The organism is Variovorax sp. GW821-FHT09B05, assembly GCF_059418265.1.
The window spans coordinates 62,195-75,416 of sequence record NZ_JBWKPN010000007.1; the positions used below are offsets into that span (position 1 = coordinate 62,195).

At 67.2% G+C, this 13,222-nt stretch carries 13 protein-coding genes; 3 read left to right on the plus strand and 10 right to left on the minus strand.

Translation table 11 applies throughout. From position 1 onward, the window contains the following. Window positions 1–33 precede the first annotated feature (33 nt). Both AC07RM_RS19260 and AC07RM_RS19265 read right to left on the minus strand, forming a co-directional pair. The gene (locus AC07RM_RS19260; protein ID WP_495335528.1) at window positions 34–1,329 is read right to left on the minus strand and encodes an aspartate carbamoyltransferase; all 1,296 of its coding nucleotides are present in this window, start codon (window positions 1,327–1,329) and stop codon (window positions 34–36) included. 50 nt (window positions 1,330–1,379) lie between these two features. Continuing rightward, on the minus strand, window positions 1,380–2,378 hold the full coding sequence (locus AC07RM_RS19265) for a LysR family transcriptional regulator (RefSeq protein ID WP_495335529.1): 999 nt from the start codon (window positions 2,376–2,378) through the stop codon (window positions 1,380–1,382). A 101-nt stretch (window positions 2,379–2,479) separates the two neighbouring features. Between AC07RM_RS19265 and AC07RM_RS19270 the strand changes: the two genes are divergently transcribed. The 3 genes from AC07RM_RS19270 to AC07RM_RS19280 are packed head-to-tail and all read left to right on the plus strand — an operon-like array spanning window position 2,480 to window position 5,396. Then, a complete protein-coding gene (locus tag AC07RM_RS19270; RefSeq protein ID WP_495335530.1) occupies window positions 2,480–3,709 on the plus strand; it encodes a pyridoxal phosphate-dependent aminotransferase in 1,230 nt (409 codons plus the stop codon). Further along, window positions 3,706–4,692 (plus strand): Bug family tripartite tricarboxylate transporter substrate binding protein, encoded by a 987-nt coding sequence (locus AC07RM_RS19275; protein WP_495335531.1) that lies wholly within the window; start codon window positions 3,706–3,708, stop codon window positions 4,690–4,692. Before AC07RM_RS19270 ends, AC07RM_RS19275 begins: the two co-directional genes overlap by 4 nt. Before the next feature lie 14 nt (window positions 4,693–4,706). Further along, window positions 4,707–5,396, plus strand: coding sequence for an RraA family protein (locus tag AC07RM_RS19280; protein WP_495335532.1), 690 nt, complete (start codon window positions 4,707–4,709; stop codon window positions 5,394–5,396). A gap of 103 nt (window positions 5,397–5,499) precedes the next feature. Here AC07RM_RS19280 and AC07RM_RS19285 read toward each other — a convergent pair whose 3' ends face one another. The 8 genes from AC07RM_RS19285 to urtA all read right to left on the minus strand — a co-directional run bounded on the left by AC07RM_RS19285 (window position 5,500) and on the right by urtA (window position 13,076). Then, window positions 5,500–5,850: an alpha/beta hydrolase gene (locus AC07RM_RS19285; protein ID WP_208511540.1), complete on the minus strand. Its 351-nt coding sequence runs from the start codon at window positions 5,848–5,850 to the stop codon at window positions 5,500–5,502. 250 nt (window positions 5,851–6,100) lie between these two features. Continuing rightward, a complete protein-coding gene (locus AC07RM_RS19290; protein WP_093344436.1) occupies window positions 6,101–6,445 on the minus strand; it encodes a zinc ribbon domain-containing protein in 345 nt (114 codons plus the stop codon). Window positions 6,446–6,466: 21 nt separating this feature from the next. Continuing rightward, on the minus strand, window positions 6,467–7,699 hold the full coding sequence (gene fmdA, locus AC07RM_RS19295; protein ID WP_057593110.1) for a formamidase: 1,233 nt from the start codon (window positions 7,697–7,699) through the stop codon (window positions 6,467–6,469). Between the two features lie 27 nt (window positions 7,700–7,726). Then, complete coding sequence (urtE, locus tag AC07RM_RS19300; protein ID WP_495335533.1) at window positions 7,727–8,428, minus strand: urea ABC transporter ATP-binding subunit UrtE; 702 nt, start codon at window positions 8,426–8,428, stop codon at window positions 7,727–7,729. A gap of 335 nt (window positions 8,429–8,763) precedes the next feature. After that, window positions 8,764–9,507 (minus strand): urea ABC transporter ATP-binding protein UrtD, encoded by a 744-nt coding sequence (gene urtD, locus AC07RM_RS19305; protein ID WP_057593108.1) that lies wholly within the window; start codon window positions 9,505–9,507, stop codon window positions 8,764–8,766. 14 nt (window positions 9,508–9,521) lie between these two features. Beyond that, on the minus strand, window positions 9,522–10,712 hold the full coding sequence (gene urtC / locus AC07RM_RS19310; RefSeq protein ID WP_495335534.1) for an urea ABC transporter permease subunit UrtC: 1,191 nt from the start codon (window positions 10,710–10,712) through the stop codon (window positions 9,522–9,524). Window positions 10,713–10,737: 25 nt separating this feature from the next. Next, window positions 10,738–11,652 carry an urea ABC transporter permease subunit UrtB gene (gene urtB / locus AC07RM_RS19315; protein ID WP_093344444.1) on the minus strand — a complete coding sequence of 305 codons (915 nt, stop codon included), beginning with the start codon at window positions 11,650–11,652 and terminating at the stop codon, window positions 10,738–10,740. 158 nt (window positions 11,653–11,810) lie between these two features. After that, window positions 11,811–13,076, minus strand: a complete 1,266-nt coding sequence (gene urtA / locus AC07RM_RS19320) for an urea ABC transporter substrate-binding protein (RefSeq protein ID WP_057593105.1) — start codon at window positions 13,074–13,076, stop codon at window positions 11,811–11,813. Window positions 13,077–13,222 lie beyond the last annotated feature (146 nt).

Consider the following 13,222-nt stretch of genomic DNA (forward strand, 5'->3'; position numbering starts at 1 on the left):
TTACCCGCGCTCGATGGCGGTTTCGCGCCAGCCTCAGTCGAGGCCGTGGAAGCTGCTGTCGTCGGGGCCGATGTGCGAGGGCGGCGTCCAGGCCGCGTCGCGCATCGAGCGGCTCACGAGCCGGTCCACGCCCAGCAGCGTGGCGAAGATGGCCATGCGCACCGGGATGCCGTTGTCGGTCTGGCGGAAGATCGCCAGCCGCGGGTCGTTGTCGAGGTCGGTGCTCAGGTCGTGCGAGCCCGGGCGGCCGTCGCGCGGCAGCGGGTGCATCAGCACCACGTCCTTCCTGCACGCCGCATCGACCAGCGCGCGGTCGATCGCGAAGGCCTGGTCGAAGCCCTCCAGCACCTCGTCGTGCGCGAAGCGCTCCTTCTGGATGCGCGTCGCGTAGACCACGTCGGCGCCGGCCAGCGCCTGCGCCGGCGCGGTGGCGGTCTGCACCACGTGGCCATTGCGGCTCACCAGCTCCACGATCTCCGCCGGCATGGCGAGCTGCGGCGGCGCGACCAGCGTGAACTTCAGGCCGCGGTACAGCGCGAGCAGCTTGATCAGCGAATGCACGGTGCGACCGTACTTGAGGTCGCCGACCATCGCGACATGCGCGCCGTCGACCAGCTTGCCCAGGCGCGAGAACTCGCGCTGGATGGTGTAGAGGTCGAGCAGCGCCTGGCTCGGATGCTCGCCCGGCCCGTCGCCGCCGTTGATGACCGGCACGTTGGTGGCGCGCGCGAACTCGGCGACCGAGCCCTGCTCCGGATGGCGCACCACGATCGCGTCGGCATAGCCGCTGATGACGCGGCTGGTGTCGCGGATCGATTCGCCCTTGGCCATCGAGGAGAAGGTGAAGCCCGTCGTGTCGCAGACCGAGCCGCCGAGCCGGCAGAAGGCCGCGCCGAAGCTCACGCGCGTGCGCGTGCTGGCCTCGAAGAACAGGTTGGCCAGCACCGCGCCCTCGAGCACGCGGCTGACCTTGCGGCGGCGCGCGATCGGCTGCATCACGTCGGCGAGCCGGAACAACTCGTCGATGGCCTCGCGGTCGAACTGGGCCACCGACAGCAGGTGCTGCGCGCCGTCGACATGGAGCGACCGGCGCAGCGCGCCATCCTGTGCGCTCTGCGTATATTCACCGGGGCGCCCGCTCGACGCCAGGATCTCGCTCACGAAGCGCCGCGCCACCTCGGGCATGGCCCGGAATTCGTTCGACTCGTCGGGCAGCAGCCAGGCGTCGAGTGCCCTCCGGCGGCTGCCGATGCGCTCGGCGAAGGCATCGCGCGTCATGTTGAGCTGACGCATCGCGTCGCGGAGAAGCACTTGCTGCGGCATGTTCATGGGCCGCGAGTTTATACGCAATGCGTATATTTTAAAATCCCGCTCGGATCCTAGCGCCGGGCCGCCTTCACGGGCTTCTTCGCACCCGGGCGCAGCGCGCGCTGCCGCGTGCCCGCGCCGCGCGCGGGCCCCGCCGGCGCCACGTCGTGCTGGCTCGCGCGCAGCTTGAAGTCGCAGGTCTGCACGGCCAGCTCGACGATGCGCGCCAGCGCCGGGCTCGCGTTGTCGCGCCGGTGCACGGCGCTGTAGACCAGCGGCGGCGGCATCGGGTCGCTGCGCACGATGCGCAGCAGGCCGCTGCGGATGTCGGGCCGCACGTAGTCGAGCGCCTGCTGGCTGATGCCGAAGCCGCTGATCGTCAACTCGCGCAGCACCGTCGTGCTGTTGGTCAGCATGACCTTGCCGAAGCGGAAGCCGTGCTCCCCGCGCCAGGCCTCGTAGAAGCGGTTCTTCGAGGCGCCCGCGGGCTGCTCGATCACCGGGTAGTCGGCGAACTCGTGCGGCTTCAGCGCGCGCTGCGGAATGCGCAGCCGCGGGCTCGCGATCCAGGCCTGGTCGACCTGCCCCACCTTGACCGACTCGAAGGCCTGGCCCCAGAAGGTGCCCGGCATGATCGTCAGGTCGAGCTTGTTGGCCTCGAGCCGCTCGAACAGCGTGAGGCCGGCGTCGACCACCGGCTCGATCGTCACCTGCGGATGCAGCTTCTGCAGCAGCTGGATCAGCCGCGTGAGCCAGGTCATCGCGATCAGCTCCGTCACGCCCACGCGGAAGCTGCCGCGCAGCGTCTTGTCGAGGCTGATGTCGTGCTCGATGCGCTGCCACAGCCGCAGCGCCTCTTCCGCCAGCGGCAGCAGCTCGCGGCCAGCCTGCGCCAGCTCCAGGCCGTGCGAGGTGCGGTGCAGCAAGGGACCGCCGAGCGACTCCTCGAGCTCGGCCAGCCGCTTGGAGATGGCCGACTGCGTGGTGTGCAGCTTCACCGCCGCGGCACTGAAGCTCTGGAGCCTGGCGCTGAACAGGAAGGCCTCGAGCTGCTTGTAGGTGAAGTTCATGCGGCGGAATGTACGCCCGCCACCGGCCAGGAAAAAAAGGAATACCGGGCCACGCCGATTACTCGTTTGTCCCGCGGCGAAGGCACTTCGATACTGGCCGCATGCTTCACATCGCACCACGACTGAACCGGATCCAGCCTTCTCCGAGTTCCATGGCCGGCCAGAGGGCGCGCGAGCTGCGCGCGCAGGGCCGGGACATCCTCGCTCTCACCGCCGGCGAGCCCGACTTCGAGACGCCCGAACACATCAAGCAGGCCGCCATCCGCGCGATGGCCGAGGGCCAGACGCGCTACACCGACGTCGGCGGCACGCCGGCGCTCAAGGAGGCCATCGCGGGCAAGTTCCTGCGCGAGAACCGGCTGCGCTACGCGCCGGGCGAGATCATCGTCGGCACCGGCGCCAAGCAGGTGATCTTCAATGCGCTGATGTGCACGGTGGCGGCCGGCGACGAGGTCATCGTGCCGGCGCCCTACTGGGTCTCGTACCCCGACATCGCGCGGCTGGCCGGCGGCGTGCCGGTGTTCGTCAACGGCCCGGCCGCGGCGGGCTTCAAGCTGCAGCCCGCCGACCTCGAGCGCGCCATCACCGGCCGCACGCGCTGGCTGATGCTCAACTCGCCGAACAACCCGAGCGGCGCCACCTACACGCGCGCCGAACTGCTGGCGCTGGCCGAGGTGCTGCGGCGCCATCCGCAGGTCTGGGTGCTGACCGACGACATCTACGAGCACCTGGTCTACGGCGACGCGCCCTTCGCCACCCTCGCCGAGGTGGCGCCCGACCTGCGGGAGCGCACGCTGACGGTGAACGGCGTCTCCAAGGCCTATGCGATGACGGGCTGGCGCATCGGCTACGGTGCCGGGCCCGCGGCGCTGATCAAGGCGATGGTCAAGCTGCAGTCGCAGAGCACCTCGGGCCCGAACTCGATCGCGCAGGCCGCCGCCATCGCGGCGCTCACGGGGCCGCAGGACAGCATCGCCACCAACCGCCAGGCCTACCGCGCGCGGCGCGACACGGTGGTCGAGGCGCTCAATGCCATCGACGGCATCCGCTGCGAAGTGCCCGACGGCGCCTTCTACGTCTTCGCCTCGTGCAGCGCGCTGTTCGGGCTGCGCACGCCCCAGGGCACCACGATCGCCGACAGCGACGACTGGGTGATGCACCTGCTCGACGCGCAGGACCTCGCGTCACTGCAGGGCAGCGCCTATGGCGTGCCGACGCACTTCCGCCTCTCGTTCGCCGCCGGCACCGGGCAGCTGCTCGAAGGCTGCCGGCGCATCGCACGCGCCCGCGCCGAACTCTCGGGCCAACCGCTTCACCAGGAACCGCAATGAAACTCCGCTCCCTTCTCACGCTGCTGCCGGTCGTGGCCGCGGGCACGGCCTGGCTCGGCGCCGCCACCGCGAGCGCGGCCGACACCTTTCCATCGAAGCCCGTGAAGATCCTCGTCGGCTTCTCGCCCGGCGGCTCGAACGACGTGGTGGCGCGGCTGATCGCGCCCAAGCTGGCCGAAGGGCTGGGCCAGCAGGTGCTGATCGACAACCGTCCCGGCGCCGGCGGCAACATCGCGGCCTCGGCCATGCTCGCCGCGCCAGCCGATGGCCACACGCTGCTGATGTGCACCACGGGCACGCTGTCGATCCAGCCGCATGTGCTGAAAAGCATGCCCTTCGATCCCGAGAAGGACATCGTGCCGGTCACGCAGGTCGTCAATGCGCCCTACATGCTGCTGGTCAACGCGAGCCTGCCGGTGAAGAACGTGAAGGAGCTGGTCGCCTACGCCAAGCAGAAGCCCGGCGAGATCAACTTCGCGTCCTCGGGCACGGCCACCGGCGGCCACCTCGCGGGCGAGATGCTCAAGAGCCGCGCGGGCATCGACATCGTGCACGTGGCCTACAAGGGCACGGGCCAGGCCATGACCGATCTGATCGCGGGCCAGGTCTCGATGATCTTCGACCAGCCCGTGAGCTCGATGCAGTACGCGCGCGCCGGCAAGCTGCGTGCCCTCGCCGTGGCCAGTCCGCGCCGGCTCGCGGCCTTTCCCGAGATTCCGACCGTGGCCGAGGCCGGCATCGCCGAGGTCGAGCCCGTGACCTGGGCCGGCATCTGCGCGGCGAAGAACACGCCGCCGGCCGTGGTCGAGCGCCTGCAGCGCGAGATCGCGAAGGTGCTCGCTCAGCCCGAGATCGCCAAGCGCCTCACGGCCGACGGCCTCGAGCCCGTGGGCAGCACGCCCGAGCAGTTCCGTGCCTTCCTCGCGGCCGACAAGCGCAAGTGGGGCCGCGTGGTGAAGGACGCCGACGTCAAGGCCGAATGAGAGAACACCAGACCATGAACCCGCATCCCGACATCGTTCGCGACTTCGCGCGCGTATCCCCCGAGCTGCTGCGCCGCGCCGCGGCCTTCCAGCCGGCCATCCTCGCCGACGTCGCGGGCCGCCGCGGCGCCCTGCACGGCCGCATCGAGGCCCTGCGCCACCGCATGAAGCTGGTGGGCAGCGCGCTCACGGTGGAAGTGCGGCCCGGCGACAACCTGATGATCCATGCCGCGATCGCGCTCGCGCAGCCGGGCGACGTGCTGGTGATCGACGGCAAGGGCGACCGCAGCGCGGCGCTGATGGGCACGATCATGATGAATGCCTGCCGCCAGGTCGGCATCGCCGGCGTGGTGATCGACGGCGCGGTGCGCGACAGCGTGGAGATCGACGAGATGGACTTCCCGGTGTTCTCGGTCGGCACCAATCCCAACGGCCCGACCAAGCTGGCCTCGGGGCGCATCGGGCATCCGGTGTCGGTCGGCGGCGTGGCCGTGCGTCCCGGCGATCTGGTGATCGGCGATGCCGATGGCGTGGTGGTGGTCGAGCGGGAGAAAGTCGAAACCCTGCTTCGCGCGGCGCGGAAGAAGGTCGAGGACGAAGCCGCGCGCATCGAAGCGATCAAGCGAGGCCACACCGCGGCCAGCTGGCTCGACGCGGCACTGCGCAACGCGGGCGTGCTCAAGGAAGGCGAGACGCTGGCGTGAGCGGCGCGCTGTCGCGCCAGACACGAAGAAAGGGCCCGCAGGCCCTTTCCTCATTCGCTTCTTTCATGCGGCCGGTGCTCTCGCACCGGCGTGCCACCGTGGCTCAGAGGCCAGCTTGACGCGTGAACGACACGCTGGGCTTCTTGTAGGCTTGCGGCACTTCGTCGCGGTAGAAGGCGCGGCGGTCGAGGCTTTGCAGCGGATCGTGGGCCTTGGCAACGGCTTCGGCACGGATGGTCGCGCGGTCGGCGGTCGAGCTGAAGGGTTGCGCACCGGCGGTGGCACCTTCGCTGTAGGCATCGCCGGCACGGGCGGCTGCCACGGCTTGCGATGCGACTTCGGAACGCGAGACCGTGGAGTGCACGGTGTGGACGCCGTCATAGGTTTCGGCTTGTGCGCCGGTGGCGGCAAGCAGGGCAACGGCAACGGCGGCGAGGATCTTCGAGGCGGTCATTTGGTATCTCCTTCAGGTTGAACGGTGGTTTGTCCGTGAGGAGAAGTTTGATCCTGTTCGACCCTTTTGAATCACCGCAAAAAGAATCACGGCGTTCGCCGTTTCGAAACAATCCAGAAAGTTTTGGGCAAGTTTCACGCATGCGAGCGGGGCACTGAATCGACCTTCCTCAGAGGGAGATCGGCCGAAAGCACTACTTTCCCGCATCCTTTGCATGCGCATAGCGCATGCATGAAATCTTGCCGAGTCCTCAATGCGAGATCATCCAGGGCCGCCGCGACGGTGCCGATTTGGCACCGTTCGAGGCGGTCACCGTGGCACCGCGGCGCGCGCTCGTCGAGCAGCATCCGCAGCCCGATGGATGGCGCAATCGCGCGTAGTCGCGCGAGCTCGCGGGCTCGTGCCGCGCGCGTTCGTTGGTGGCCATCGCGAGGCGCGTGTCGGCCGCCATGAGCGCGAGCCGCGGCGCGGCCGCGAGCACGCGCGGCGAGGCGCCGCCGCAGTCGGGGCAGGCAGCGGGTTCGTCGCGCAGCGCCGAGGGGCGCAGCGCCTCGAAGCCGCCGCAGCGTCCGCAGTCGTAGTCGTAGGTGGGCATGCGGCTTCTTTCCTCAATGCCTCAGCGCAGGTCGGGCGACAGCGGCATGTCGATGCTGCCGTCGATCATCTTCACCGGCCCCGTGGCGTTGGGATTGATGTCGAAGTCGAAGATGCCCGTGGGCAGCCACAGGGTGGCGCAGGAGTTGGGCACGTCGACCACGCCGCTGATGTGGCCCTGCACCGGTGCCGTGCCGAGGATCGAGTAGGCCTGCGCGCCCGAGTAGCCGAACTTCTTCAGGTACTCGATGGCGTTGAGGCAGGCCTGGCGGTAGGCCACGTTGACGTCGAGGTAGTGCTGCTTGCCGCTCTCGTCGACCGAGATGCCCTCGAAGATCAGGTAGTCGTTGTACTGCGGCGTGATGGGGCTGGGCTTGAAGATCGGGTTCTTGATGCCGTACTTGGCCATGCCGCCCTTGATGAGCGAGACCTTCATGTGCACCCAGCCGGCCATCTCGATGGCGCCGCAGAAGGTGATCTCGCCGTCGCCCTGGCTGAAGTGCAGGTCGCCCACGCTGAGGCCGGCGCCGTCGACGTAGACGGGGAAGAACACCTTCGAGCCGCGCGAGAGATCCTTGATGTCGCAGTTGCCGCCATGCTCGCGCGGCGGCACGGTGCGCGCGCCCTCGGCCGCGGCCTTGGCGCGCGCCTCGCCGGTCATCTTGCCCATGTGGGCGGTGCCGGCGAACGGCGGATTGGCCAGGCCCGGCACGCGATCGGGGTCGGTGGCGATCAGCGCCTTCTCGCGCTCGTTCCACATGTCGAGCATGGGCTTGTCGGGCAGGCAGCCGATGAGGCCCGGATGGATCAGGCCCGCGAAGTTCACGCCCGGGATGTGGCGCGAACTCGTGAACATGCCCTTGAAGTCCCAGATCGATTTCTGCGCCTCGGGAAAATGATCGGTAAGAAAACCGCCACCGTTCTTCTTCGAGAAAAATCCGTTGAAGCCCCAGAGGCTGTCCTGCTTGGCGCCGATGTCGAGAAGATCGACCACCAGCAGGTCGCCGGGCTCGGCGCCCTTCACGCCCACGGGGCCCGAGAGGTAGTGCACGGTGCTGAGATCGATGTCGCGCACGTCGTCGGCGCTGTCGTTGTTCTTGATGAAGCCGCCGGTCCAGTCGAAGGTCTCGAGGATGAAGTCGTCGCCGGGATTGACCCAGCAGGCCATCGGAATGTCCGGATGCCAGCGGTTGTGGATCATCTCGTTCTCGGTGGGCGACTTGGTCAGATCGACCTTGATCAGCGTGTCCGTCATTGCAGTGGCTCCTGGTTGGGGTTGTGGTTAAACAGAGAGATAGGCCTTGATGCGCTCGACGTCGGTCTTGTCGCGCGCGGTCTCGTGCACGAGGCGCCCGCCTTCGATCACGAACAGGCGGTCGGCCACGTCCATCGCGAAGCTCAGCACCTGCTCCGACACGACGATGGTCAGTCCGCGCAGCTTGCGGATCTCGTTGAGCGCCTTGGCGATGTCCTTGATGATCGAAGGCTGGATTCCCTCGGTGGGCTCGTCGAGCAGCAGCACCTTGGGATCGGTGACGAGGGCGCGTGCGATGGCCAGCTGTTGCTGCTGCCCGCCCGAGAGGTTGCCGCCCTTGCGCCGGCGCATGTCCCACAGCACGGGAAAGAGCGCGTAGATCTCCTCGGGGATGCGGCGGGTCCTGGAGTTCTCGAGGCCGGTCTCGATGTTCTCCTCGACGGTCAGGGTCGGAAAGATCATGCGGCCCTGTGGCACGTAGGCGATGCCTTTGGCTACGCGCCTGAAACTCTCGTCGCGCGAGACGTCCTGTCCCGCCACCTCGATGCGGCCGCTCTTGAGGGGGAGCACGCCCATGAGGCTCTTGAACAGCGTGGTCTTGCCCATGCCGTTTCTTCCCATGATGGCGACGGTCTCGTTGGCCATGCCCTCGAACGAGATGCCGTGCAGGGCTTCGCTCTGGCCGTAGGCTACGTGGAGGTTTTCTACCTTGAGGGTGATGTTGCTCATTGTTGGGCCTTTGTTCCTGCGTGTTCTTTTTGGGGGGCGCTGCTGTTCGAAGCACGACGGTTCGGGGCGCGTGCACAGGACAGCGGGTACTTCCCTCCGCGAATGTCCCCCGCCTTCGGCTCCTCCTTTATTTCGCTGCGGGAAGCACCCACTGCCCTGTGCACGGGGGCGCAGTCGTTGTGCGGGCCGATCAGGCGCTGCGCGTCTGGCGCGCGCCGGCGGGGTACTCCCCGCAGCGAAATAAAGGAGGAGGCCGAAGGCCGGGGGACATTCGCGGAGGGGAGTACCCCGTCGGCGTGAGCCCGCCCCGAAAGAACCAAGACACGAGCCACCATCTAGTGCCCCAGATAAACATCGATGACCTTCGGATCCGCCTGCACCTTCTCCATCGGCCCCTCGGCCAGGATCTTTCCCTGGTGCATCACGGTCACCTTGTGCGCGATCTGCTTGACGAAAGCCATGTCGTGTTCGATCACGATCACCGCGCGGTTCTGGCAGATGCGCTTGAGCAGCTCGGCCGTGAGCTCGCGTTCGCGCGCGCTCATGCCGGCGATGGGTTCGTCGAGCATCAGCAGCTCGGGTTCCTGCATCAGCAGCATCCCGATCTCCAGCCACTGCTTCTGGCCATGGCTCAACAGGCCGGCTTCGGTGTCGAGCCGGTCGGCCAACCCGATCTCCGTCGCCACTGCCTGCACGCGTGCCTTGACCTCGTCGTCGCACTGGAAGGCCAGCGCGCCGAACACCGAGCGGCCCTTGGGAAACGACACCTCGAGGTTCTGGAACACGCTGAGGTTCTCGTAGATCGAGGGGGTCTGGAACTTGCGCCCGATGCCCAGCCGCACGCGCTTGTGCTCGGCCATCTTCGTCAGCTCCGTGTTCTTGAACTTGATGCTGCCGCTGCTCGCGCGCGTCTTGCCGCAGATCAGGTCGAGCAGCGTCGTCTTGCCGGCGCCGTTCGGGCCGATGATCACGCGCAGCTCGTTGCGGTCGATGTAGAGCGTGAGGTCGTCGATGGCCTTGAAGCCGTCGAAGGACACGCTGAGGTCTTCCACGGCGAGCGCGAAGTCGGTGTTGCTCATGGTCGGTCTCCGGTTCAGGCGCGCTGGCTGCCCACGCCTTCGGGCAGCGTGGGTTCGGGATCGGATACGGGCGCGACCGGAGCCGCGGCCACCGCCGGCGGCTTGACCGCGGCCTCGCGCAGCGCCTGGCGGCGCGACTTCCACCACGGGCGGATCTTTTCCTCCCACAGGCCCGCCAGGCCCATCGGGAAGGCCATCGTCACGCCGATGAACAGCCCGGCCATCAGGAACAGCCACAGGTCCGGGAAGCTCTCCGAGAACAGCGTCTTGCCCGCGTTCACCAGCAGCGCACCGTAGACCGCGCCCACCAGGCTCATGCGGCCGCCCACCGCGCAGAAGATCACCATCTCGATCGAGGGCACGATGCCCACGAAGCTCGGCGACATGAAGCCCACCTGCAGCGCGAACATCGCGCCGCCGATGCCCGAGAGCCCGGCCGCCAGGCAGAAGGTGAAGACCTTGAAGTTCGACACGTCGTAGCCCGAGAAACGCACCCGGTCTTCCTTGTCGCGCATCGCCAGCAGCAAGGTGCCGAGCTTGCTGGTCTGGATCCAGCGGCACAGCACGATGGCCACCACCAGCAGCGCCACGCAGACGTAGTAGAGGATGTACTTCGCGCTGTCGGTGCGCGTGTCCCAGCCCAGCATCGTCTTCAGGTCGGTCATGCCGTTCACGCCGCCGGTATAGCCCTGCTGGCCGATGATCAGCACCGTGAGGATCAGCGCCACCGCCTGCGTGATGATCGCGAAGTAGACCCCGCCCACGCGGCGCTTGAACATCGCGAAGCTGATCAGCCAGGCCAGTGCCATCGGCACCGCCACCACCAGGATCAAGGTCAGCGGCAGGCTCTTGAACGGCAGCCAGAACGCCGGCAGCGCCGTGATCTGGTTCCAGTCCATGAAGTCGGGAATGCCGGGCGTCGACTGGATCTTGGTCGACACCGGGTCGGAGGCCTCGAGCTTGAGGAACATCGCCATCGCGTAGCCGCCGAGCCCGAAGAACACGCCCTGCCCGAGGCTCAGCACCCCGCCGTAGCCCCACACCATCACCAGCCCCACGGCGACGAAGGCATAGGTGAGGTACTTGCCCACCAGGTTGAGTCGGAAGATGTCGAGCGACAGCGGCAGCACCACCGCGAGCAGCAGCACCAGCAGCAGCAGGCTGCCGAGCTGGTAGCGCTGGATCGAGGCCTTGAGGAAATTCATCGGGAGTTCTCCGGGAAAGCGAAAGTCAGCGACGCACCTTGACGGCGAACAAACCTTGCGGCCGCATCATCAGGATCAGCACGATCAGCGACAGCGTCAGCACCTTGGCCATCGAGCCGGTCATGAAGAACTCCGAGACCGACTGCGTCTGCGCGATGCCGAAGGCCGAGACCACCGTGCCCAGCAGGCTGGCCGCGCCGCCGAAGGTGACTACCAGGAAGGCGTCGACGATGTAGAGCGAGCCCGAGGTCGGCCCGGTGGAACCGATGGTGGTGAAGGCCGCGCCCGCCACGCCGGCGATGCCGCAACCGATCGCGAAGGTCAGGCGGTCGGTCTTCTTGGTGTCGATGCCGGTGGCGTTGGCCATCACGCGGTTGGCCACCGTGGCGCGCACCCGCAGGCCCCAGCGGCTCCGGTGCAGCGCGATCAGCACGCCGCCCGTGACCAGCGCCGTGAGCACCAGCACGAACATGCCGTTGATCGGGATATCGAGGCCCTCGTGCGGCGTCCACGAACCCATCAGCCATTCGGGCAGGGTTGGGCTCACTTCCTTCGGGCCGATGAAGGTGCGGAAGATCTGCTGCAGCCCCAGGCTCACGCCCCAGGTCGCGAGCAGCGTGTCGAGCGGCCGCTTGTAGAGATGGCGGATCAGCGCCCACTCCACCAGCCAGCCGACGATGAAGGCGAACACGAAGGCCAGCGCGATCGAGATCGGGAAGTAGTACGGCATGAAGGCCGGTGCCAGGTGCTCGGTGACCTGCGCCGCGAGGAAGACCGAGTAGGCCCCGATGGTCATGAACTCGCCGTGCGCCATGTTGATGACGCCCATCTGGCCGAAGATGATCGCGAGCCCCAGGCCCATGAGCAGCAGCACCGCGAAGAGGCTCAGCCCCGCGAAGCCCTGCATCAGGCCGATGTTCCACATGTCCGACAGCGTCATGGCGACAGTTCCAGGTGTTGGGGTAGTTGCTCCTTCCCCCTCTGGGGGAAGGTCGGGATGGGGGCATGCGGCGATGGCCATGGGCACGCCGCTTGCCCCCACCCCTGCCCTCCCCCAGAGGGGGAGGGAGAAAGGCGAGAAGGCAGGCAGTTGGGGGATTACTGGTAGCCCTTGGGGAACGGATCCGGCTTGATCAGTTCGGCCGACTCCGCCACCACCTTGAACGTCCCGTCCGGTTGCCCCTGGCCGATGCGCGCCTTGCTCCACAGGTGATGGTTCGCGTCGAGCTTCACGTAGCCTTCCGGCGCGGTCTTGAGTTCGATGCCCGGCGAGCCCGCCACCACCTTGTCGACGTCGAAGCTGCCGGCCTTCTCGACCGCCGCCTTCCACAGCCACGGGCCGAGGTAGCCGGCCTGCGTCACGTCGCCGATCACCGCGTCCTTGCCGTACTTGGCCTTGAAGGCGGCCACGAACTTCTTGTTGTTCTCGTTGTCGAGCGACTGGAAGTACTTCATCGACGAGTAGAAGCCCGCGAAGTTCTCGCCGCCCACGCCGGTCATCTCGTCCTCGGTCACGGCCAGGGTCAGCAGGAACTGCTTGTCGCCCGTGATGCCCGCGGCCTTGAGCTGCTTGTAGAAGGCCACGTTCGAGCCGCCCACCACCGCCGCGAAGATGCAGTCGGGCTTGGCGACCTTGATCTTGTTGATCAGCGAGTTGAAGTTGGTGTGGCCCAGCGGGTAGTACTCCTCGCCCTTGACCGAACCCTTCTGGAAGTTCTCGATGTGCTTGCGCGCGATCTTCATCGAGGTGCGCGGCCAGATGTAGTCGGAGCCGACGAGGAAGAAGGTCTTCGCCTTCTTCTCCTTCGCGCCCCAGTCCAGGCCCCAGATGATCTGCTGCGTCGCTTCCTGGCCCGTGTAGATCACGTTCTTGCTCTGCTCCAGGCCTTCGTAGAAGGTCGGGTAATACAGGAGGCCGTTCTCCTTCTCGAACACCGGCAGCACGGCCTTGCGCGAGGCGCTGGTCCAGCAGCCGAAGACGGCCGCGACCTTGTCGTTGACCAGCAGCTTCTTCGACTTCTCGGCGAAGGTCGGCCAGTCGGAGGCGCCGTCCTCCTTGATGACCTTGATCTTGCGGCCCAGGATGCCGCCCATCGCGTTGATCTGGTCGATCGCGAGCTGCTCGGCCTGGATCGAGCCGGTCTCCGAGATCGCCATCGTGCCGGTGGACGAATGCAACTGGCCCACCGTCACCTCGGTGTCGGTCACGGCGAGCTTGGTGGTGTTGACCTTGGCCGTGGGGAACTGGCCCTGGCCGAAGCTCAGGCCGCTCAGGCCCATCACGGGCAGCGCGGCGGCGCCTTGCAGCAGGCGGCGGCGACGCAATGCCAGGGCATCGAGGGAAAGATCGGAATCACGCGACATCGAAGAACTCCAGCAGGTTGAGGAAAGTACAGGCCGCGCACCATCGAAGTGCATCGGACGGTGCGGCTGGCACCATGGCTGGAACTTTAGAAATCACTGGCCGCTGCGCGAATACGTCATTCAACGTAGCGGCCTGCGCATCGCCT